The organism is Rhizobium sp. Root482, from assembly GCF_001426565.1.
Taxonomy (GTDB): Bacteria; Pseudomonadota; Alphaproteobacteria; order Rhizobiales; family Rhizobiaceae; genus Pararhizobium.
This window is the reverse complement of sequence record NZ_LMFA01000012.1, coordinates 360,964-382,259: the sequence shown is the minus strand read 5'-3', so window position 1 is coordinate 382,259 and position 21,296 is coordinate 360,964. Positions and strand designations below refer to the sequence as shown.

The window sequence follows — 21,296 nt, the reverse complement described above, 5'->3', positions numbered from 1 at the left end:
TCTTCAGGCTGCCATGTCATAATGAAAGACCTTGGCGATGATCTGCCAGCGGCCGTCGACACGGATCAGTGACAGGAAATCGGTGAAGGACTTTTCGCCGATCGCGCATTCCACCCGGGCAAAAGCCGTGACCGGCCCGGCGAATTCGATGGAGATGATCCGGTCGGCCCTGGCCTCGCCCCGGCTGGCCGGCGAGGGGCGCTTGTCGACGATCGGGAAATAGCGCTCCATGTCAAGCTCCAGAAGGGAGCCTTCGGTGGCGGTCGCGTAGAGCGCCTTCGGATGGAAGACGGTTTTCAGAATCGAGGTGTCGCTGTGGTGGAGCCCGTCGAAATAGCGGGCGATGACATCGATGACCGCCGCAAAGTCCTGGTCGGTGCGCGCTATCCCGCTCATGCCGCAACCAGCCCTTCCGCCTGCATCGCCGCCTGCACGGCCGGCCGTTCTCCGATTCGCTTCGCATAGGCGGCCAGATGCGGCCAGCGATCGAGTCCGATGCCGGTCGGCCCGGTCCAGTTCGTCACGGTGAAGAGATAGGCATCGGCCACCGAGAATTGGCTGCCGAGCAGATAGGCCCGGCTGTCGGACAACAGGCTTTCGACATGGTCGAGCTTGTCGGCAACGAGGGTCTTTGCCGTCGTCTTCGCCTCGTCGGAAGCGGTGGGATTGAACAGGGGCGCAAAGCTTTTGTGCAGTTCGGAGGCAATGAAGTTGAGATGTTCCTGCAGGCGCGTGCGGGCAAGCGTGCCGTTGTCCGGCGCAAGGCCGGCTGCGGGAAAGCGATCGGCGATATATTGAACGATGGCGGCGCCTTCGGTCACCACTTCGCCGTCCTCCAGCACCAGGGCCGGCACGCGGGCCTTGGGGTTGATGGCGCGGAAATCCTCGCCGCTTTCGGTGCGGTGGGTCGAAATGTCGATCTTCTCGATCGCGAAATCCGCGCCCGCCTCGCGCAGGCTGATATGCGGCGAGAGCGAGCAGGCGCCGGGGACGTAATAGAGCTTCATGGTCTGGTTCCTTTGCTGTTGGTCTGCCCTTGCAGGCAGCCGGAACCTAAATGAGCGAGATAACCTTTGTATACCAGATTACCTTGTGTTACCGATGTTTCAAGTTTCCCCGCGGTAACCGGAAAGTTCTCGCTATGGCCTTGAAGATCAGGAAGAACCGGGCGGGCGCGCTGCCGCCGACCTGCCCGGTGGGCGAGTGCATGCAGTTGCTCGGCGGCGCCTGGACGCCGAATGTCATCTGGTGCCTGAGCGGCGGCGCCCGTCGTTTCAGCGAGCTGAGGATCGATATTCCGGCCATCACCGCCAAGGTGCTTAGCGCCCGGCTGAAGGACCTTGAGGCCAAGGGCGTGATCGACCGCACCATCGTGCCGACGACACCGCCGACGGTGGAATACAGCCTGACGGCGCTTGGGAGTGAGCTTGTCCCCGCCATCAACGCCATTGTTGCGATCGGCCACAAGCTGAAACAACGCCGGATGAGCGATGACACGGCGCAACTTACATAACCCGTGGCCTTTCCACGCGCGCCCGCCGTGATCTGTAGCGGGTAGGCGCCGTCGGCAGGTTCGCCTGCGCCGGCTCGCTCGTCCGCGGAAACCGCACGGCGAGCCGACGCGGGAAAACTCTCATGCCTGACGTTTTCCGTCTGGACAGGATTGGTGTAACTTTATAACGATACGCATGTAACGTTATTACATTAAATCACTGGAGACCTTCATGCAGAGCCCTTGCAATATAACGGGAAAGGCCGCCGTCCTGGCGACTTTCATGGCGCTTGCCGTCGCGCCGGCGCTGGCCGAAGACCATGGCGAAACATGGCGCCTGTTCGTGGCGGATCATACTTTGCCGGTCGTCCGGGCGCTGGACGCCAGAACCGGTGCCGAACTCGGGCGTTTCGATCTGGCCGGCCATGCGGCGCTTTCCTTGAGCGACAGCGGGAAAACCGTATTCGCCATCCAGGGCGAGAAGGACAGGGTAGAGATCATCTCCACCGGCGTCGCCCTGTCGGATCACGGCGAGCATCGCGATATCGAGATCGCCGAGCCGGAACTCCTGCCGGGCCTTATCCGGGGGCAGAAGCCCGGCCATGTCGTCACCCATGGCGATGACGTCGCCGTCTTTTACGATCGCGGCGGCAAGGCGGATCTCTTGCTCGAAAGCGACCTGCTGGAAGGCGATCTGCTGGAAGGAGGGGGCGGCACCAGCATCGATACGACCGCGCCGCATCATGGGGTGGCGGTGCCGATGGGCCGGCATGTCCTCGTTTCCGTCCCCAACATGGAGGCCACGGTCAAGCCGGGCGACCTGCCGCCGCGCTTCGGCCTGCGGGTGGTCGAGCGCACGGGCAAGCAGATCGGCGAGGCCGTTGCCTGCACCGACCTGCACGGCGAGGCAACGTCCGCGCGGCTTGTCGCCTTCGGTTGCAAGGAGGGGGTTCTCATCGCCCGGCCGGGCGGTCTCGACGGGCCGAAGCTGGACATGCTCGCCTATGACGAGAGCCTGCCGGAGGGCAAGGTTTCGACCCTGCTCGGTGGAAAGGCGATGCAGGTCTTTCTCGGCAATTACGGCGAGGACAGGCTGGTGCTGATCGATCCCGACAGCGCCACGCCCTACCGCCTCGTCGATCTGCCCACCCGGCGCGTGGATTTCGCGCTCGACCCGGCCAAACTGCGCAATGCCTATATCCTCACCGAGGATGGGAAATTGCATGTCCTCGATATCGTCAGCGGCAGCATTACCCGCTCAGTCACCGTCACCGAGCCCTATAGCAAGGACGGTCATTGGCGGGACCCGCGCCCACATCTCGCGGTCGCCGGCGCCGAGATCGCCATCACCGATCCCCGCCATGGCCTCGTGCGCATGATCGACAGCGAGACCCTGGAGGAGACCCGGACCGTTGCCGTCGAAGGCCAGCCCTTCGCGATTGTTGCGGTCGGCGGCTCCGGCAAGACCCACTGATTGTGGACTGGCGGCGGGGAAAGCCTACGCCGCCAGTTTCAGCCGCATGCCCCAGGGGTCCGTCAGCGAGGCGCTGTTGCCGTCGCGGGAAACCGGGATTTCCAGCCTGTCCAGCTGGGCGAGGGTAGTCTGCAGCAGGGCAGGGTCGTTGAAACGCAGGCTGTATTCGGCAAGCCCGGTCATGCCGGCCGCGCGTTTTGGTGCACCGCGCGAATTCCAGATATTGGCGGCGACATGGTGGTGATAGCGGCCCGAGGCGAAGAAGCCGGCGCCGGGATAGGTGGCCATCAGGTCGAGCCCCAGCGCATCGCGGAAGAAGGCTTCCGCCTGCGCGACCTCGGACACTTTCAGATGCACATGGCCGATCGTCGTCCCGGGCGCCATGCCCTCCCATTTGTCCTTCGGGGTCTCGTCATAGAGCGCCTGGGGGTCGAGCCCATGCGTCGCCATCTTCACCGTGCCATCGTCGAGATAGTCCCATTCGTCGCGCCGGCGGTCGCGATAGATCTCGATGCCGTTGCCCTCCGGATCGTCGAGATAGAGCGCCTCGCTGACCAGGTGGTCGGAGGCCCCTTGCAGCGGCACATTCTGGCCGGCCGCATGGACGAGGAACCGGCCGAGTTCGGTGCGGTCCGGCAAGAGGAAGGCGGTGTGGAACAGGCCGGGCGCATTGCGCGGTGCGATTACGGCATCCTTTTCGCTCAAAAGCGTCAAAAGCGGCTGTCCGGCAACGCCGAGCACCTCGCCGCTTTCGCTCTTCTCGATCGATCCGAGGCCGATCATGTCGCGGTAGAAGGCCGAAACCATCGGCAGGTCGCGCACCGCCAGATGCACGTGGTCGACATGGACCGGCATGCGGGTGGCGTGGTCTGCGGCGAGGCTTGTCATGGCATTTCCTTCCGGTTTGGCCCGGCAATCGGGCCGTCAGGGGATTTCGGGTCTGTTCCTGCAATATGGGGCCGTCCGCCGGTGGCCGGAAGACGGCAGAGTGTGGATGTACCGTTCTGCCCCTGTTGACAGTGCCCTTGTTGACGGTGCCCCTATTGCCGATGCCGGCAAGCATCGCCTGCGACCGAATGGCGGCTTGCTCGCCGCCGCCTGCGGTACCATATTAATGAGGACGCGCTGGCCGGCAAGTCTTTGAAAACAACGGGCTGCCGGCCCGGACAGAACCCGTGATGCAAGGCGCGCCGGACCAAGGAGAGTGCCATGTACAAGAAAATCATCGTGCCGATTGCCATGGACCAGCTCGAACATGGCGAAAAGACTCTCGAGCGCGCCTTGACGCTGCTCGACGACGGCGGCGAGATCATCCTTCTCAATGTCGTGGAAGACATGAACGCCTATGCGCAGGGCTATATGATCATCGATTTTCCGCTGGAACTGATCGAAGCCTCGCGCAAGAACGCTGTGGAGACCCTGACCGGCCTGAAGGAAAAACATGCCGTCAACGGCCGTGTCGAAATCCGCGTCGGCGGTGCTGCGGGGACCATCAACGCCTTTGCCGCGGAAGTGGGCGCCGATCTGGTGATCATCGCTTCGCACCGGCCAGGGCTGATCGATTATTTCCTCGGCTCGACCGCCAGCCGCGTCGCCAGCCATTGCGGCTGCGCGGTGTTGATCGACCGATAGGAGAAGGCAATCGCGCGCCTCGCCATGCCGGCGCGGATGACGCGCTGTTTCAAATTTTGATGGCCTCGGCCTGTTTCGAAGCGCCGGTCTGTGGCAAATTGCCATGATCGGCGCTCCCGCCATGACCTTGCCATGGACGGCTGTCACCAGCACTGGCATGGGCGAAGAGCGCCGACGGATTTATGAAGACGAAATGAAGAGGCTTGCGTGGAAATCAAGGGCATCAAATGGAACTACGACCGCTCTGAACTGATTGCCGATGGCGTCGTTCACGGTGTCGGTCTGGCCTTCGCGCTGATCGGCGTCACGGCGATGATCTTCTATGCGACGCTCTGGAGCAGTTCCGGCCAGCTGGTCGCCGCCGTGATCTACGGCGCCGGGCTGGTGGCCACCCTGTCGATTTCCTTTCTCTACAATCTCTATCCGGTGTCGAACACCAAATGGTTCCTGCGCCGCTTCGATCATTCGTCGATCTTCGTGCTGATCGCCGCCACCTATACGCCCTTCCTGCAGCGCGGCTGGGATGATCCCTTCCTGTTCGGCATGCTGATCGGCATCTGGGCGATCGCCCTTGTCGGCATCCTGATCAAATGCGTCTTTCCCGGCCGCTTCGATAGGGTGGCGATCCTGCTCTACCTCGCCATGGGTTGGAGCGGCGTTTTCGCCGCCGGGCCGCTTCTGTCGCAGCTAACGGAGACGACGCTCATCCTCATCCTGGTCGGCGGTATCATCTATTCCTGCGGCGTGATCTTCCATGTCTGGGAAAAGCTGCGGTTCCAGAATGCCATCTGGCACGGCTTCGTCGTTGCCGCCGCCGCCGTCCATTATTCGGCCGTCCTCACCTGCATCAGCGCCTGAGCGCTCCTCCGACCGATGCCGGTCGCGCATGGCTGGCCGGATAGGGTGCAGGCGGACCGAAACTCTTTCGTCTCCGAGCCGTAAAAGATCGGGATAAAGGGATATCTGCGCACCCCCATTGATGCTATATGCGTAATGACGAATGTGCGCGCGCGCAATTGGTCGCCGTGGCACTTTGTCGCCGTGACAGGGCGCGCGAGACAGGAAAGGGGCAGAATGGCGAAGATCCGGGACCACGCCAACCACAACGCCGCCGCTCGCGGCCGATCGGGCCAGGCCGATGCCGGCGACATGGCGTTGTGGAGTGCCGACGAGGAGGAGGTCTCGGGCCGCAGCTGGTCGTTGATCCTCGTCTTCATTTTCGTGCCGCTGATCGCGCTCGCCGTGCTCGGGATCGTCCTGTCCGCGCTATTCACTCAAATTTTCGGCGGAGCACCGACGCCATAGACTGCGGGCCTGCCGGCGGACTGGCAGGGCGCAACGCGCGTCCCGCCTGAGGCTGGTCATGCCGGGTCGAAAACCAGCGCGACGCCGTTCATGCAGAAGCGCAGGCCGGTCGGCGGCGGGCCGTCGGGGAAAACATGGCCCAGATGCGCGTCGCAATCGGCGCAACGGATTTCCGTCCGGCTCATGCCATAGGAAACATCGTGATGCTGGGTAACGGCATCCGCTGAGATCGGCTCGAAGAAGCTCGGCCAGCCGGTGCCGGAATCGAATTTCGCAGCCGAATCGTAAAGCGGCCGGTTGCAGCAGATGCAGCGATAGACGCCCTTCTTGCCAAGCTCGAAGTCGGGGCTTGAAAAGGCGCGCTCGGTGCCGTGCTGGCGGGTGATGCGATACTGGTCCGGCGTCAGCTGTTCGCGCCATTCCGCATCCGTCTTCGTCACCTTCAGCCCGGCCGGGTGGTTCAAGGCGGCCGGGCTCTTCAAAATGCGCGTGTCGTTCATCGGTTTCTCCTTGATGCCTGGTAGGATAGGGATGCCTGGTAGGATAGGGATTCTGGCAAGATAGGGATTCTGGCCGGATAGGGGTCTCTGGCGAGATATAGGAAGCCTTCGCCGTTTCGGCAATTCCGGGGCGCGGCCCCGCCACGCGCATCCCCGGCTGTGAATCTCCTGATGGATCCGCCTTCACGGCAGTCCGGCCTGTATAATCCCGTGTCAAACTTGAGTTTGTGCATCGCTTGGCTTATCCCGGTTTCTCGCGCCCGCTCCGGGCATCCGTCCTCGATAAGGATCATGCCAGCCGATGAATGCCGCCGGCCTGACATTGCTGGCTCTTTGCCTGCCCTTTCTGGGCGCCCTTGCGGCGCCGCTGCTCACCCGGATTCTCGGGCATAGGGCAGCCCTGGTGCTGGCGCTCGTCCCGGCTGTCTTATTCCTGCATTTCGCCGGATTTGCGGCCGAAATCGCCGCCGGCGGGGTGGTCAGCGGCGGTTACGATTGGGTGCCGTCCTTCGATGTCCGCTTTTCCTTTCTGATCGACGGCCTGTCGCTGACCTTTCTGCTGCTGATTTCCGGGATCGGGGCGCTGATCGTGCTCTATGCCGGCGGCTACCTCAGGGGCCACCCGCACCAGGGCCGCTTCCTGTCCTTCCTTCTGATGTTCATGGGCTCGATGCTGGGGCTGGTCGCGGCCGACGGCTTCCTGATGCTGTTCGTCTTCTGGGAACTCACCTCGATCACCTCCTTCCTTCTGATCGGCTTCGATCATCACCGCGAGGCGGCCCGGCGCGCCGCCTTCCAGGCGCTGCTGGTCACCGGCGGCGGCGGCCTGTTCCTGCTTGCCGGGCTGATCCTGCTGTGGACCATCTCCGGCACCACGCAGTTTTCGCTGCTTGCCGATCTCGGCCCGCAGGTGAAGGCAAGCCCCTTCTATCTGGCGGCGCTCCTCCTGGTGCTCGTCGGCGCCTTTACCAAATCGGCGCAGTTTCCGTTCCATTTCTGGCTGCCCAATGCCATGGAGGCGCCGACCCCGGTCTCGGCCTATCTCCATTCCGCCACCATGGTGAAGGCCGGTGTCTATCTCCTGATGCGGCTCAATCCGGTGCTGGGCGATACCGCCGCCTGGCAGACCCTCCTGCCGCTCTTCGGCGGGTTGACGCTTGTTGCCGGCGCGCTTCTTTCCGTGCGCCAGACCGACCTGAAACTGATGCTCGCCTATACCACCATGTCCTCGCTCGGCCTTCTGGTGCTTTTGACCGGCATCGGTATGCCGCATGCGATCGAGGCGGCGGTGCTTTATCTCGTCGCCCATTCGCTGTTCAAGGGCGCCCTGTTCATGGTCGCCGGCATCATCGACCACGAGACCGGGACGCGCGATGTCACGCAACTCGGCGGGTTGCGCCGGGCCATGCCGCTGACCTTCGGCATCGCCCTTGTCGCGGCCTTCTCCATGGGCGGCATGGCGCCCTTTGTCGGTTTCATTGCCAAGGAAGAGGTCTATGCGGCGCTGTCCTCACTCGATCCGCGCTCGATCATCCTCGCGGTCCTTGCCGTCCTCTCCAATGCGCTGATGTTTGCGGTTGCCTTTGCCGTGGCGCTCTCGCCATTCATCGGTAAATCCGTGAACACCCCGAAAAAGCCGCATGAGGCGCCGGCCCTGCTTTATCTCGGTCCCGGCCTCCTGGCGCTGGCCGGCCTTGTCGCCGCGCTTGGTTCGACGACGCTCCATCGGCTTGTCTCATCGCCCATGGCCTCGGCCATCGCGGGGGAGGCGCGCATGGTTTCCCTGTCGCTCATGCCGCATCTCGGCCTGCCGCTCGCCCTTTCGGCGCTCACGGCCGTGCTTGGCATCCTCGCCTATCTCATGCTGACGCGCCTGCGCTGCGCCCTTGCCGCCCTGCTGGCATGGCTCGGCTGGGGGCCGGACCGCGGCTTCGACCAGGCGGTCGGCGGGCTGGTGCGCCTGTCCTTTTCGCTCACCCGGCGGCTGCAGAACGGCCGGCTCGATACCTATATGACCGTCACCTTCGCGATGATCGCCATCGTCTTGCTGGTGCCGCTCTTCCTGTTCGGCGAATTGCCCCGGCCGCCGATCTTCCCCGCCGACATTCCCCTTCACGAGCTTGCCGTGATCGCCATCGCCGTGATCGGGCTGTTTGCCGTGCTGCTCGCCGCCGACCGACTGACGGCCATCGTCTCGCTCGGCATCCAGGGCTTTTCGGTTGCGGTGATCTTCCTGCTCTATGGCGCGCCGGATCTTTCCTTCACCCAGTTCATGATCGAAACGCTGACCGTGGTCATCCTGGCGCTGGTGATGACGCGGCTGCGGCTGTCGCCGACCGACCACCGGCCGTTCCGCGAGACCCTGCCGGATGCCGCAATCGCGCTCGCCTGCGGGCTGGGCGCCACGCTGCTTCTCCTCAAGGTCACGCAGGCGCCCTTCGACGGGGTGCTGACCGAATTCTTCAATCAATATTCCAAGACCATCGCCCATGGCGCCAATGTCGTGAACGTCATCATCGTCGATTTCCGCGGCACGGACACGCTGGGCGAGATCGCCGTGGTGATGATCGCCGGGCTGGCGATCCTGTCGCTGGTGCGCCTCGGCGGTTCGCAGCGGCGCATCGCCGACAATGATCCGGACGCGGAGCACGACGACACGGCCGGCACGGTGGAGGCGCGTCGATGAAATCGCTGATCCTTCGCACCGCCGCCCCCCCGATCGTCAGCCTCATGGTGCTGTTTTCGATCTTCGTGCTTCTGCGCGGACATAACGAGCCGGGCGGCGGCTTCATCGGCGGCCTGATTGCCGTCGCCGCGCTGTCGATCTACGGCATCGCCTTCGGGGTCGAGACGGTACGCCGCGCGATCGTCTTCCATCCGCTGGCGATCGCCGGGGCCGGGCTGCTGCTGTCAACGCTCTCCGGCTTTCTCTCCGCAATCTTCCATGTGCCCTTCATGACCGGGCTCTGGATCACGCCGGTGGTGCTGGGCGTCGAAATCCCGCTCTCCACTGTCATGAGCTTCGATATCGGCGTCTATCTGGTCGTCGTCGGCGCCGTCACCTCCATCGCGCTCTCGCTCGAAGAAAGGGAGGATAGCTGATGGAGCCCGTCTTTGCCCTTTTGACCGGCCTGTTCCTGACGGTCTCCGTCTATCTGATGCTGTCTAAATCCATCATCCGCATGCTGCTCGGCGTCGCCATCCTCGGCAATGCCGTCAACCTCCTGCTGTTTACCAATGGCCGCATCCTGCGCGAAGTGCCGCCGGTCATCGCCGCCGGTCTCGACGTGCCGGCAGGCCCGACGGCCAATCCGCTGCCGCAGGCGCTGATCCTGACCGCGATCGTCATTTCCTTCTCCTTCTTCGCCTTCCTCCTGGTTCTCGCCTGGCGCGCCTATGGCACGCTCGGTGCCGACAATACCGACCGGATGCGGGTGGCGGAGCCCGAAGACGGCGGGCCGCCGCCCTCTGGATATTGATCGATGGCCGTTTCCGCTTCCTCCCCCGTCCTGTCCGAGGCCCTGGTTCTGGCGCCCGTCACCGCGCTCGACTGGCTGGTGATTGCGCCCGTCGCCTGGTGCATCGGCATCGGCGCCGTGCTGATGATGGTGCGCCACCGCGGCATGCTGCAGCCGCTGATCGCCATCGCCGCTTTGACCGTGCTCGTCTGCCTCGATGCGATGCTTCTCTGGCATGTCTCTCAGGGCGGCCCGGTCACCATGGTCATGGGGCGCTGGCTGCCGCCCTTCGGCATTGCCTTCACGGTCGATCTGACCGGCGCGCTGTTTGCGCTGGCGGCGGCCGTGGTGGCGCTTGCCGGCGCCGTGGCTGCGATGGCCGATATCGATGCCAGTGGCCGGCGCTACGGCTTCTATCCCTTCCTGATGCTGCTGATGGCCGGCGCGAGCGGCGCCTTTCTCACCGGTGACATCTTCAACCTCTATGTCTGGTTCGAGGTGCTTCTGATCTCGTCCTTCGGGCTGCTGGTGCTGGGCTCGCGGAGCGCACAGATCGACGGGGCGGTGAAATACGGCTTCCTCAATCTCGTCGCCACCACGCTTTTCCTGGTCGCCACAGGCTATCTCTACGGCATCTTCGGCACGCTCAACATGGCCGATATCGCCCGCAAGGCGCCGGGCCTTCGCGACACTGCGCCGCTGATGACGCTGACGGCCCTCTATCTCCTCGCCTTTTCGATGAAGGCCGCAGCCTTTCCGGTGAATTTCTGGCTGCCGGCCTCCTATCACACGCCGCGCATCGTCGTGTCCGCGCTGTTTGCCGGCCTGCTCACCAAGGTCGGAATCTATGCGCTGATCCGCGTCTCCATCCTGCTCTTCCCGGTCGAGCGTGAAATCCTCGGTCCGGTTCTGGCCCTTGTCGCCATCCTTACCATGCTGACCGGCGGGCTCGGCGCGCTCGCCCAGACCGATAGCCGCCGGCTGCTCGGCTATCTCGTCATTTCCGGCATCGGCTCCATGCTCGCCGGCATTGCCATCGGCGGGCCGGACGCTATTGCCGGCACGCTCTTCTATGCGCTCCATTCCATGCTGGTGATGACGGCGCTCTATCTCGCCATCGGCCTGGCCGCCCGCCTCGGCGCCGGGTTTTCGCTGGCCGTCCCGTCCGGGCTCTACCGCGACCATGCGGCTCTTGCCTTCCTGACGCTGGCGCTGTTCTTCTCGGTCTCCGGCCTGCCGCCCTTTTCCGGTTTCTGGCCGAAGGTCATGCTGGTCAAGGCGGCGCTCGACGCCGGCGCGGTCTGGCTGGCGGGCGCACTGCTTCTCACCGGCTTCCTGACGATGATCGCCACCGGCCGGCTGTTCCTCCTGTCCTACTGGCGGCCGAGGGACGAACGGACGGCCGGGGCCGGGCAGGCGGGTCTTCCGGTCTCCGGCTTGCCGGTGAGGCGCCTTCCGATCACCATCGTTGCGCCGCTTGTCGTCCTGACCGCACTCAGCCTGCTGATCGGGCTCTTTCCGGAAACCCTGCTCGCCCTTGCACGGCAGGCCGCCTTGGCGCTCACCACGCCCACGGCCTATCTCGACAGCGTCTTTGCGCCGGGGAGCCTCCAATGATCTTCATCATCTCCAATCTGGTGCTGACTTTGGTCTGGGCGGCGGTGACCGGCAGCTTCACGCCCGCCAATCTCCTGCTCGGCTTCCTGGCCGGCACCCTGTCGCTCCTTCTGATCCGCCGGCAGATGTCGCCGACATTGCATCGGGTGCGCCCGCTCAAGCTGCTTCTTCTTGCCGGCCTGTTTGCCAAGGAACTGGCACTCTCGGCGATCAAGGTCGCGATCCTGGTGCTACGGCCGAAAATGCGGCTGCGGCCGGGCATCTTCGCCTATCCGCTCACCGTTACCCGCGATTTCGAGATCACGCTTCTTGCCAATCTCATCACGCTGACGCCGGGCACGCTTTCGGTCGATGTCTCGAAGGATCGCCGGACGCTCTATGTCCATGCGCTGGACTGCCGCGACCCCGCCGGCGAAAGGCGGGCGATCTCGACCGGGTTCGAGCGCCGCATCAAGGAGGCCTTCCCGTCATGAACGCCGAAGCGGTCCTTGCCTTTTCCACCCAGTTCGCGCTCGTCGTGCTGTCGCTTGCGCTGCTCACCACGATCCTGCGCATCCTGCGCGGCCCGACCCTGCCGGACCGGGTGCTTGGGCTCGACATGCTCGTTGCTATCGCCATCGGCTTCATTGCGGTCATGGCCATCCGCACCGGCTTCAACCTCTATATCGACATCGCCATTGCGCTCGGTCTCGTCGGCTTTCTCGCCACCGTGGCCTTTGCCCGCTTCATTCTGGCGCGCGGACTGTCTTCGGAAAGGGCACAGGCGCTCGCCCGCGACGATGCCCCAGCGTCCGGCCGGCGCAAGTCAAAGGCGCGCCGCAAATCCGGGAGGACCCGCTGATGGCCGGGCCTGCCGCTACCGTAATAACGCTCTGCGTCGCCTTCCTGCTCGTCGCCGGCTCGGTCTTCAGCCTGCTCGCCGCCGTCGGCCTCTTGCGCTTTCCCGATCTCTATACCCGCATGCATGCCGCCTCGAAGGCCGGCACGATCGGCTCCGGCCTCTTGCTGTTTGCCGCCGGCCTGCATGCGATGGAGGCGGCCATCCTGTTTCGCGCCATCGCCGGTTTCGTCTTCTTCCTGTTGACGGCGCCGATCTCCGCCCATCTGCTCGCCAAGGCCGCCCACCGGGCAGGCCATCGCCTGACGAAACTGTCCGTCGTCGACCAGCTGCACGGCTCGATCGACGACCGCGACGACTAGACGGGCAGGCGGATTTACTTCCGATATCGTATTCCTGGTCCCCGCCGGTCCGCCGCTGCCGTGGCAACGGGGCGATTACGCATATTTGAAGATGAAACATGCAAGTATCGCACAAAATATTATTGGACTTTTGATCTGTCGGTGTTAATCGAATGCAAAGCAAAGTGTCCTTTGGCATATTACTTCGTCCTGAAATTCCAGCTTGGGTTGTGAATATTGATCGTTGCTTTGAAGTTCCGGCCCGCCCGGCGCTTTGGTAACGGTTTCCGCTCCCATGAAAAGACGCAGTATTGTGGCGATAAGGCTCGGCGGTGTCTTCAGGCTGAGATGCCGCCCGAATCCGGGTCGCGCCGCCATCGGGCATTTTCTGGACAGGTAATAGTTGTGCCGCGGCCCGGTGCCGCGGATATGTTCGATGGAATTCCGATAGGAGAATGAAAGAATGACGGATCTACCGCTCGGCTCGGGCCCTGATCTTCTGGTTGAACTTACCGCAGAGATCGTCGCCGCCTATGTCAGCAATCACGTCGTGCCGGTGGCCGAACTCGCCACCCTGATCGGCGACGTGCACGCCGCACTCAACAATACCAACAGTCCGGCGCCGGTCCCCGTTGCCGTCGAAAAGCCGAAGCCCGCCGTCTCGGTGCGCAAGTCCGTCCAGGACGACCAGATCACCTGTCTGGAATGCGGTGGTACCTTCAAGTCGCTGAAGCGCCACCTGATGACCCATCACACGCTGTCGCCGGAAGACTATCGGGACAAATGGGACCTGCCGGCCGATTACCCGATGGTGGCCCCGGCCTATGCCGAAGCCCGCTCCCGCCTTGCCAAGGAAATGGGTCTCGGCCAGCGCCGCAAGCGCCGCGCCAAGTAAGACGGACTGCCGATAGACAAAGAGAACAGGCCGGTCGCCATAACCGCCGCCGGCTCGTTCCTCCATCCGTCTCCAATATGGGAGATGTGGCAGAGGAAAATATACCTATATTTCTGTTGATGATCCCGGAAAGCCGCACGAAAACAGGCGTGTCGTGCCTGACGGACCCTTTTCTTATCCCCGCCTTCGCACTAGGGTGTATGAATTAATTCCTATCAAAGGAGTGAAATCATGCATCAGTCCAGTCCAGCCGCCTTTCCCGCGATCCGCCGAACGCCTTCGCCGCTTGCCCGGCTTCCGCTCGAGATCAAGTCTGTTCTGCCTGCGCCGCGTTTGCGCAAGGGCAGGGTCGCCGAGCCCTGGGGGCCCTTGCTGCCGGTTTCGGCGCATCTGCGCTGCCGGGTCGTGCGCCAGCTGACGGCGGAAATGGTAATGCTGGTGGGCGAGCGCGTGCAGATGCGCCGCGACCGCCGCCGCTCCAGCTGCCATGTCCGCCAGATCTCCATGTATGTCTGCCATGTCGTGCTGCAGATTTCGATGACCGATATCGGCTTGTCCTTCGGCCGCGACCGCACCACCGTCAGCCATGCCTGCCATGTCGTCGAGGACCGCCGCGACAATCCCGCCTATGACGATTTCGTCGGCTGCGTCGAGCGCGTCGTCACCTCGGTCTTCGGCGCTGCCGGAGGACGCGAGCATGAGTGAGGCGAAACACCGGGCCGATCGGACCGCTGAAACCAGGGAACTCATCCGTCTCGTCCGCTCTCTGGCCGGCCGTGCCGGCATGGGGTTCGAGGCCATGGCGGACAGGGTGATGGTTGGGGTTGAAGGCGAGGGCGAGCCACGCCGGTTCAGCCGTGCCGCTTTCGATGCGGCCCGTGCGCGCGGACTTGTCATTGTCGACCAGGGAAAGGTGGCGGCGTCGGCGGAAGCGCCCGCCTTCCTGCGCCGCGCCCTTGTCGGTTCGGATGAGGCGTTTCAGGACCAGCACCGCGCCATGGAAAGCCGGGTGATGGATGTCGAGGGCGGGCGCCGTCACGTGCGGGTCAATGCGCTGGAATCACCGCTCGGCGCCATCGCCCGGCTGAAGGAGAAATCGGGTGATGCTTTTTTGCCGCCGGAAGCGCTGGCCGCCGGCGAACGACTGCATGCGGATTTCACCCGGGCGCAATTGCAGCCGCGCCTGACCATGGCCTATGAGCCCCGCCTTTCCGCGAAAACGAAGGGCACGGCGGGCGGTACGGCCGATCTCTGCGACGCCGCCCTTTCGGCGCGGTTCAGGGTGGGAAAGGCGATGGAGGCGCTGGGGCCGGAACTTTGCGGCGTCGCGCTCGATGTCTGCTGCTTCCAGAAGGGGCTGGAAATCGTCGAGCGGGAAAGGCAATGGCCGGCGCGTTCGGCCAAACTGATGCTGCGCGCCGCCTTGATGGCGCTGTCGCGGCATTATGCGCCGCCGACTACCGGGCGGAGAAAAAGCCATGCCTGGGGGGATGCGGATTATCGCCCGCAAGCAGGCGATATCGCCGCGAGTGTCAGGCCGCCAGCTGGCGGGCAGCCTCGTCCTTGATGCGCTTCACCATGGAACGCAGCCCGTTGGCGCGCTGGGCCGTCAGATATTCGATCAGCCCCATCCGGTCGAACAGATCAAGCGCATCCGTTTGGAGGATGTCGGAAGCGGATTTTCCCGAGAAGATCGACAGCACGATGGCAACGAGCCCGCGCACGATATGCGCGTCCGATTCGCCCTCGAAAGTGAGGATTGGGTCGTCCGGCCTTCTGTCGACATGGGTGACCAGCCAGACCTGGCTGGCGCAGCCCTGCACCTTGTTCTCAGATGTGCGCTTGTCTTCCGGCATGTCCGGCAGCTTGCGGCCAAGCTCGATCACATAGCTCATCCGGTCCTGCCAGTCGTCCAGATAGGCGCAATTGTCGATGATCTCGGCAAGCGGGGTAATCGGCGGCGGGGTGATCGGTGATGTGTTCGTCTGGTCCATGCCGTTCATATAGGCGCGATGGCGGAACCTGTGAAGCGGTTTCATGTCGCCATCGGCGAAGGGATGGGGCAGGCGGTCAGTTCGCCAGGGCGGTCTTCGGGTCGATGCGCTTTTCCGGCACCGGCGGGTTCTTGATGAACGGCAGCATTTCGGAAGTCTCGGTTGCGGCGGCCTCGACGACCGGGGCCTCGGCCGCTTCGGCCTGGGCAACAGGTGCGGCGACGACGGTGCCGGTGGTCACCGCATCGCTCGGGGCGGCAAACTGCTCATCGAGAAAGAGATAGGCGACGCGGGCGCCTTCGCGGGCCCGGTGACCGAGCGCCACGAAGGTCTCGGTTCCCTTGATGCAGACATCCGGCTTCTCCACGCAGAGCGCGCTGATATAGCCGAAGGCCTCGCTCGCCGCCGACACCGTGTCGCCGACATCGACCTTCGGGCCGTTTTCAAGCGTGGCGCTGCTCGACGCATCGAGAAACGGCAGGAGCACCAGCACCAGCGAAAACCAGAATGTTCCCTTGATCAGAAACCACATGTCTTGCCCATCCTTCGATCCGGCGCTCAATCCTGTCTCCGTCTCTGCCGGATTGATCTTCCTTGGCGCCTTTGATCACACCTTAGGCGGGGTTTGAGAACATGCCTTTGCCAAAACAGTTCGGATTTGCACCGTCTTTTCGTAAAATTGAATCTATCGGCATTTGAAATGCATTTGTAGCGCATTTTAACGAACCCCGTTAAGCATCATGGCGGAGCCCCCGTCCGGGCAGGCCTGCAAAGCCAAGGTTTTGCCGCCGGCGATCCTGCCACAGAGGTTAATGTCCCAGTAAAAACCATCTGAAATCCGTTGCTTACGTCCCATTAACCACGAAAGAGGAACGAGCCGCGATTCGTCCCGTAATGGGATTTTCCGGCCTTTCCGCCGGCTTTGCGGGGCCTAGATTTATCCTTTCATTAAGCCGCCGGTGCGAAATTCGAAGGGTGAAGAGAGCGCGTGAGCGAGCCCCTTAAGGAGGCCTTCCGGCGGTCGCTTCTCCCAAAGAACGGAGACCATGACGGGCTCCTGAAAAGAACGAACATACAGGGTTGGTCGTTGAGCGTATTGCGTAACATTGCTGGCAGGATGGCGTCCCGCGTCGATGATGCCACGCGCCTCTGGCTGCCCCGTCCGGTGGCCGGCGAGCCGGAGTTGAACCGTGAACTCGCCGTCGTCCGCACGATTGCCGCCGCCACGCTGATTGCCTTTCCCACGCTGCCGCTGGCCTTGTCGACTGTCCTGCCGGTGTCGCTGGCGCTTCCCGTCGGTGCGGCGCTGGTCGGGGCCTGCGCGCTCGTGGCCGCCGCCGGCGGCATTGCCCATATGCGCGGCCGCCGCGCAGCACGTCCCGACCCTGCCGCCGCACCCGCGACCGCCGATGACGGCACAGCACTCTATGATTGCTTTGCCGGCCTCGTCACCCTTCACGATGCGCTGGGATCGGTCACCGCCGTCCACGGCCGCGATGCGCTGGCGCATCTCGAATGGATGCGCGATCCGATGGGCCGCGGCTTCATCGAGCAGATCCACGTGTCCGATCGCATTCCCTTCCTCACCGCCATCGATGCCCTGAGGCAGGGCGACGGCCAGGCGACCATCGACATCCGGCTCGAGCGGTCGAGCGTCTTTGGCGAGGGCGAGCAGTTCGTGCATATGCGCTGCGAAATGACGGCGCTTCGCAAGGCTGAGGCGGTGGGCGAGACCGGCCAGCTTGGCGCCATTCTCGTCCAGTCCCGCGACATTTCCGAGGAAGCCCGGCTGCGCGCCGAGGCGGCGCACAAGACGCGGCTCGCCGAATCCGCCAACGAGGCCAAGACCCGCTTCCTCGCGGCCGTCAGCCATGAGCTGCGCACGCCGCTCAATGCCATTCTCGGTTTTTCCGATATCCTGTCCGGCGAATATTTCGGCAAGCTCGAAAACGACCGCCAGCGCGAATATGTCGCTCTCATCAACCAGTCCGGCGTCCATCTCCTCTCGGTGGTCAACACCATGCTCGACATGAGCAAGATCGAGGCGGGGCGCTACGAACTGGTGCCGGAACCGTTCCGGGTGGCCGATACCGTCAAGGCCTGCGAGGCGATGCTGAGCCTGCAGGCGCGCGAAAAGGGCGTGCAACTGGTCAGCCGGATCATGCGCGATGTCGAAGAGGTCAATGCAGACCAGCGCGCCATCCAGCAGATCCTCATCAATCTCGTCGGCAATGCCATCAAGTTCACCGATCGCGGCGGCCTCGTCACCATCGACGCGGAAATCGAAGGTGATGCGCTGCGGTTGATCGTCAGCGACACCGGTATCGGCATCGCCGAGGACAAGCTGCAATCGCTCGGCCTGCCCTTCGTGCAGATCGAAAACGACTATACCCGCAAATACGAGGGAACCGGGCTCGGACTGTCGCTGGTGAAGGGGCTGGTGGCGCTGCATGGCGGCCGCTTCGACATGCGCAGCCGTCCCGGCGAGGGCACGGTCATCACCGTTTCGGTGGCGCTCGACGGCTCCGGCATCCGCCGCGCCGACGAAGAGGAAACGGTGGAACAGAGAATGGTGGAGTTCCCGCCGCGCCTGAAGGAGCGTAAACGGGAGGAAATGACGGGTCGGGCAGAACCGCAGATGAGCCGCGCGGATGCCGACGCAGGACATGGGAGCGCAGGGCATGACGGCTCGCAAGCGAAAACAGCCTGAGAAGAAGAAGCGGAAGGCGAGCCGTGGTCCGGGGCTTGCCATGCGCGGCCTGTCGCTGGTCGGTCGCCTTGCCTCGCGCCATCCGGCTGCGGTCGGCGGCTCGGCTGCCTTTATCGTCGTCTTCAGCTTCGTTGCCGGCAATGCCATGTGGTACCAGCCGGGCGAACATCCGTCGCCTTTCCTGCGCACGCGCCTGCCCATGACCCATCCCGGCGCCGATCTCGCTGCCGGGCTCGGCCGGATCGAGCCGAAAAAAGTGACGACCTTCGTCATCCAGCGCGAGGGCGAAACCCAGACGGCCAGCATCGATCGGCCGGTGAGGGAACAGGTGCGGGACGCGGTGGCGGAGCAACCGCTGGAGCGGCCGGCACCGCAGGCGGCCGCCGCTGAAAGCCCGGCACGACTGCCCGAAGGCGAGGACCTGGTTGCCGCCGTGCAGCAGGCGCTTTCCCGCCGCGGGCTCTATGACGGGCCGGCAGATGGCAAGGCGGGGCCGAAAACGACAGCGGCGATCCGGCAATTCGAAAGCCGGACAGGCCGCCGGGAAACCGGGCTTGCGAGCCCGGCGCTGCTGGCGCTGTTGCAGGCGCAAAACACCGGAACGCGCCCCGCCGCAAGGCCGGTGGAGCGGCCCTACGAGACAGCGGCCGCCGGCAAGGGCGAGCTTGATCCGGTGGCGGCGGCGATCCGCAATGCCGAGATCGATCCGCAATTCATCCCCAAGGTCGATATTCCCGCGTCCAGCGAACTGGTCATGAAGATCCAGAAGGGGCTCTCCAATCTCGCCTATGCCGACGTCTCCGTCGATGGCGTGGCGGGCGAGCAGACGCGGCTTGCCATCCGCCATTTCGAAAAGCACTACCGGCTCCCCGAAACCGGCCAGCCGAGCGACAAGGTGTTGAACAAGATGAGGGAAATCGGCGCGCTCTGAAAGTGCGCCGTCCTTCCTCCGGCCGGCCTCCCATCCGTCCACTCTCCGATCATCCATGGCTGCCATCTCTGCTTGCAATCGGAGGAAATTTCGCGTTTGCGTTTCGTTAACCCTGTTTGCCGTAAGCTTTTGCGGATCAGGAGGCGGTTTCGACGATGGCCACGGCTTTGCGCATGCCCGAACCGGGATTGGGACCCGGCAGCGACGACGAGGCCGGCGAGGCCGACGGCCTCAAGCAGGTGGTGGCCGAACTGGCGCGCGAGGCTTCAGGCCTCGGGGTCGACCTTGTCGATATCGCCGGCGCCATCCAGGATGCCGCGGCCCTTTCCGCCCGCCATGCGAGCGTTTTTTCCAGCGTGACCGAGACGGCCCGGGCGATCGCCGCCGCCAATGGCGAGGTGGCGCGCTCGCTGCACGAAACCGATGCCTCGGCCACCAGGGCCCGTAGCGTGCTCGGCGAGCAGGGCGAGCGCCTGCAGGGTTCGCTGATGGAAATCGACCATATGGTCTCGACGACGCGCGAGATCGGCAGCGAAATCTCGGCCTTTTCCGGCGCTCTTGCCGATGTCGACCGCTTTGCCGGCGAGATCGGCGCGATTGCCCGCCAGACCAATCTGCTTGCATTGAACGCGGCCATCGAGGCGGCGCGGGCCGGTGAGGCGGGCAAGGGCTTTGCTGTCGTCGCCGCCGAGGTGCGGGCGCTCTCCCTGCAGACCTCGCAGACCACGGTCTCGATCCAGAAGACGCTGGGCGAATTGCGCAGCCGCATCGAACGCCTGACGGTGGCGGGTGCCGAGGCCTCCTCGTCGGCCGAGGGCGTGAAGAGCAAGGCCGGCGACATCCAGGGCTCCTTCGCCAGCATGGAAGAGGTGATGTCGACCATCCTCGACAGCGCCTCGACGATCGCCGGCACGACCGACGCGGTCGATCGCCAATATGCCGCCTTTGCCGAGCAACTGACCGATATCGCCGGCGAAATCCACACCTCCAGCGGCGCGCTGCAAAAGGCCTCGGCACGGGTCGATGCGGTCGTCACCGTGTCCGAGAAGATCATCCAGGTAACGGCGAGTGCCGGCCTCGAAACGCCGGACAGTCCCTATATCCGCAAGGTCTGCGACCTGGCGCGCGAGATTTCGGACCTGTTCGAGAACAGCGTCGCCGCCGGGGCCATCGGCATGGACGCGCTGTTCGACCGGCAATACCGGCCGATCCCGGGCAGCGATCCGGTGCAGGTCATGACCCGCTTCACCGAATTCACCGACCGCGTGCTGCCGGTCATCCTGGAGCCCGTGGCGGCCGCTGACGAGCGCGTCGCCTTTTGCGCGGCGGTCGACGAGAACGGCTATCTGCCGACCCACAACCGCAAATTCTCCCATCCGCAGCGTCCCGGCGATCCCGAATGGAACACCGCCAATTGCCGCAACCGCCGCATGTTCAACGACCGCGTCGGCCTTGCCGCCGGACGGGGCACCAAGCCCTTCCTGGTCCAGACCTACCGCCGCGATATGGGGGCCGGCAATTTCGTGCTGATGAAGGACATTTCCACCCCCATCTTCGTCCACGGCCGCCACTGGGGCGGGTTGCGGCTGGCGATCCGGGTGTAGGTTTTTTGGGGCTTGCAGCGTTGCTCGCGTTTGTGGGGATGAGGCCGCAGGCCACGTCATAAGGATGGGGCATGCTCCATGATTTGCGCCCCGCCACCGCCCGGTGTATCCAGCGGCATGCGCCTCAAATCCGATATTTTCGTTTCCGCCCTGATCCGCCGCGTCTTTGCGCAGGGGGGGTATGCGGCTGTGCTGCGCAGGGGGGCGGAGGAGGCGGGGGCGATCTTTATCCGCCAGCGTTCGCGCCTCGGCATGGAAAGCCTTTATGGCCCGGCACCACAGAGTTTTCTCGAAGACGCCATGCCCGGGCGGCTGTTCGAGGTGCGGCTGGAGGCGGTGGAAGCCGAGGCTGTCGATCAGGCGCTGGCGCGCGAAATCCGCTTCGACCCGGATTGCTGGGTGGTGGAGATCGAGGTGGAGGCGCGCGGCGACCTGTTCGATGTTGCCGGCTCATAGTGCCGACGGCACATCATGATCCTTCGGCATGCGGTAAATCCGCAGGCCC

General features: G+C 64.1%; 25 protein-coding genes. 19 read left to right on the top strand and 6 right to left on the bottom strand.

Annotated elements, in window-relative coordinates; translation table 11 throughout:
* Positions 1-3 precede the first annotated feature (3 nt).
* Positions 4-396, bottom strand: a complete 393-nt coding sequence (locus tag ASD31_RS09835) for a nuclear transport factor 2 family protein (protein WP_056332316.1) — start codon at positions 394-396, stop codon at positions 4-6.
* Positions 393-1,007, bottom strand: coding sequence for a glutathione transferase GstA (gene gstA / locus ASD31_RS09830; RefSeq protein ID WP_056332313.1), 615 nt, complete (start codon positions 1,005-1,007; stop codon positions 393-395). Before gstA ends, ASD31_RS09835 begins: the two co-directional genes overlap by 4 nt.
* A gap of 134 nt (positions 1,008-1,141) precedes the next feature.
* Between gstA and ASD31_RS09825 the strand changes: the two genes are divergently transcribed.
* Positions 1,142-1,513: a winged helix-turn-helix transcriptional regulator gene (locus ASD31_RS09825; RefSeq protein ID WP_082520497.1), complete on the top strand. Its 372-nt coding sequence runs from the start codon at positions 1,142-1,144 to the stop codon at positions 1,511-1,513.
* Between the two features lie 211 nt (positions 1,514-1,724).
* On the top strand, positions 1,725-2,966 hold the full coding sequence (locus tag ASD31_RS09820) for a metallochaperone AztD (protein ID WP_056332310.1): 1,242 nt from the start codon (positions 1,725-1,727) through the stop codon (positions 2,964-2,966).
* Between the two features lie 24 nt (positions 2,967-2,990).
* Here ASD31_RS09820 and ASD31_RS09815 read toward each other — a convergent pair whose 3' ends face one another.
* On the bottom strand, positions 2,991-3,854 hold the full coding sequence (locus ASD31_RS09815; RefSeq protein ID WP_056332308.1) for a VOC family protein: 864 nt from the start codon (positions 3,852-3,854) through the stop codon (positions 2,991-2,993).
* 321 nt (positions 3,855-4,175) lie between these two features.
* Here ASD31_RS09815 and ASD31_RS09810 point away from each other — a divergent pair, with 321 nt between their 5' ends.
* The 3 genes from ASD31_RS09810 to ASD31_RS09800 all read left to right on the top strand — a co-directional run bounded on the left by ASD31_RS09810 (position 4,176) and on the right by ASD31_RS09800 (position 5,903).
* Positions 4,176-4,598: a universal stress protein gene (locus ASD31_RS09810; RefSeq protein ID WP_056332306.1), complete on the top strand. Its 423-nt coding sequence runs from the start codon at positions 4,176-4,178 to the stop codon at positions 4,596-4,598.
* 207 nt (positions 4,599-4,805) lie between these two features.
* Entirely contained in the window at positions 4,806-5,456 is a 651-nt protein-coding gene (gene trhA, locus ASD31_RS09805) for a PAQR family membrane homeostasis protein TrhA (RefSeq protein WP_056332304.1), read from the top strand.
* A 216-nt stretch (positions 5,457-5,672) separates the two neighbouring features.
* Positions 5,673-5,903 carry a hypothetical protein gene (locus ASD31_RS09800; protein WP_056332302.1) on the top strand — a complete coding sequence of 77 codons (231 nt, stop codon included), beginning with the start codon at positions 5,673-5,675 and terminating at the stop codon, positions 5,901-5,903.
* A gap of 56 nt (positions 5,904-5,959) precedes the next feature.
* Here ASD31_RS09800 and msrB read toward each other — a convergent pair whose 3' ends face one another.
* Positions 5,960-6,403, bottom strand: coding sequence for a peptide-methionine (R)-S-oxide reductase MsrB (gene msrB, locus ASD31_RS09795; RefSeq protein ID WP_056332300.1), 444 nt, complete (start codon positions 6,401-6,403; stop codon positions 5,960-5,962).
* Positions 6,404-6,704: 301 nt separating this feature from the next.
* Between msrB and ASD31_RS09790 the strand changes: the two genes are divergently transcribed.
* The 10 genes from ASD31_RS09790 (at position 6,705) to ASD31_RS09745 (ending at position 15,119) form a co-directional block, all read left to right on the top strand.
* Positions 6,705-9,089 (top strand): putative monovalent cation/H+ antiporter subunit A, encoded by a 2,385-nt coding sequence (locus ASD31_RS09790; protein ID WP_056332297.1) that lies wholly within the window; start codon positions 6,705-6,707, stop codon positions 9,087-9,089.
* Complete coding sequence (locus ASD31_RS09785; protein WP_056332296.1) at positions 9,086-9,505, top strand: Na(+)/H(+) antiporter subunit B; 420 nt, start codon at positions 9,086-9,088, stop codon at positions 9,503-9,505. Before ASD31_RS09790 ends, ASD31_RS09785 begins: the two co-directional genes overlap by 4 nt.
* On the top strand, positions 9,505-9,882 hold the full coding sequence (locus ASD31_RS09780; protein WP_056332294.1) for a Na+/H+ antiporter subunit C: 378 nt from the start codon (positions 9,505-9,507) through the stop codon (positions 9,880-9,882). Before ASD31_RS09785 ends, ASD31_RS09780 begins: the two co-directional genes overlap by 1 nt.
* Before the next feature lie 3 nt (positions 9,883-9,885).
* Positions 9,886-11,478: a Na+/H+ antiporter subunit D gene (locus tag ASD31_RS09775; RefSeq protein WP_056332292.1), complete on the top strand. Its 1,593-nt coding sequence runs from the start codon at positions 9,886-9,888 to the stop codon at positions 11,476-11,478.
* Positions 11,475-11,951, top strand: coding sequence for a Na+/H+ antiporter subunit E (locus ASD31_RS09770; RefSeq protein ID WP_056332289.1), 477 nt, complete (start codon positions 11,475-11,477; stop codon positions 11,949-11,951). Before ASD31_RS09775 ends, ASD31_RS09770 begins: the two co-directional genes overlap by 4 nt.
* Positions 11,948-12,319, top strand: a complete 372-nt coding sequence (locus ASD31_RS09765; RefSeq protein ID WP_056332287.1) for a cation:proton antiporter — start codon at positions 11,948-11,950, stop codon at positions 12,317-12,319. Before ASD31_RS09770 ends, ASD31_RS09765 begins: the two co-directional genes overlap by 4 nt.
* A complete protein-coding gene (mnhG, locus tag ASD31_RS09760; RefSeq protein ID WP_056332284.1) occupies positions 12,319-12,678 on the top strand; it encodes a monovalent cation/H(+) antiporter subunit G in 360 nt (119 codons plus the stop codon). The genes ASD31_RS09765 and mnhG overlap by 1 nt, the downstream gene beginning before the upstream one ends.
* 442 nt (positions 12,679-13,120) lie before the next feature.
* Positions 13,121-13,552 carry a MucR family transcriptional regulator gene (locus ASD31_RS09755; RefSeq protein ID WP_056332282.1) on the top strand — a complete coding sequence of 144 codons (432 nt, stop codon included), beginning with the start codon at positions 13,121-13,123 and terminating at the stop codon, positions 13,550-13,552.
* Between the two features lie 231 nt (positions 13,553-13,783).
* The gene (locus tag ASD31_RS26750) at positions 13,784-14,257 is read left to right on the top strand and encodes a helix-turn-helix domain-containing protein (RefSeq protein WP_244483802.1); all 474 of its coding nucleotides are present in this window, start codon (positions 13,784-13,786) and stop codon (positions 14,255-14,257) included.
* Entirely contained in the window at positions 14,250-15,119 is an 870-nt protein-coding gene (locus ASD31_RS09745) for a DUF6456 domain-containing protein (RefSeq protein WP_056332281.1), read from the top strand. Before ASD31_RS26750 ends, ASD31_RS09745 begins: the two co-directional genes overlap by 8 nt.
* On the opposite strand, the gene ASD31_RS09740 is transcribed toward ASD31_RS09745, so the two are convergent.
* Together ASD31_RS09740 and ASD31_RS09735 are read right to left on the bottom strand one after the other, a co-directional pair.
* A complete protein-coding gene (locus tag ASD31_RS09740; protein WP_056333176.1) occupies positions 15,085-15,507 on the bottom strand; it encodes a SufE family protein in 423 nt (140 codons plus the stop codon). The genes ASD31_RS09745 and ASD31_RS09740 overlap by 35 nt on opposite strands.
* 115 nt (positions 15,508-15,622) lie before the next feature.
* On the bottom strand, positions 15,623-16,078 hold the full coding sequence (locus ASD31_RS09735; RefSeq protein WP_056332279.1) for a DUF5330 domain-containing protein: 456 nt from the start codon (positions 16,076-16,078) through the stop codon (positions 15,623-15,625).
* A gap of 585 nt (positions 16,079-16,663) precedes the next feature.
* Here ASD31_RS09735 and ASD31_RS09730 point away from each other — a divergent pair.
* The 4 genes from ASD31_RS09730 (at position 16,664) to ASD31_RS09715 (ending at position 21,247) form a co-directional block, all read left to right on the top strand.
* Positions 16,664-18,256 (top strand): sensor histidine kinase, encoded by a 1,593-nt coding sequence (locus ASD31_RS09730; protein ID WP_056332277.1) that lies wholly within the window; start codon positions 16,664-16,666, stop codon positions 18,254-18,256.
* Entirely contained in the window at positions 18,228-19,187 is a 960-nt protein-coding gene (locus ASD31_RS09725; RefSeq protein ID WP_056333173.1) for a peptidoglycan-binding protein, read from the top strand. The genes ASD31_RS09730 and ASD31_RS09725 overlap by 29 nt, the downstream gene beginning before the upstream one ends.
* 155 nt (positions 19,188-19,342) lie before the next feature.
* Entirely contained in the window at positions 19,343-20,791 is a 1,449-nt protein-coding gene (locus tag ASD31_RS09720; RefSeq protein ID WP_056332276.1) for a methyl-accepting chemotaxis protein, read from the top strand.
* A 117-nt stretch (positions 20,792-20,908) separates the two neighbouring features.
* The gene (locus ASD31_RS09715; RefSeq protein WP_056332274.1) at positions 20,909-21,247 is read left to right on the top strand and encodes a DUF1491 family protein; all 339 of its coding nucleotides are present in this window, start codon (positions 20,909-20,911) and stop codon (positions 21,245-21,247) included.
* Positions 21,248-21,296: the final 49 nt, after the last annotated feature.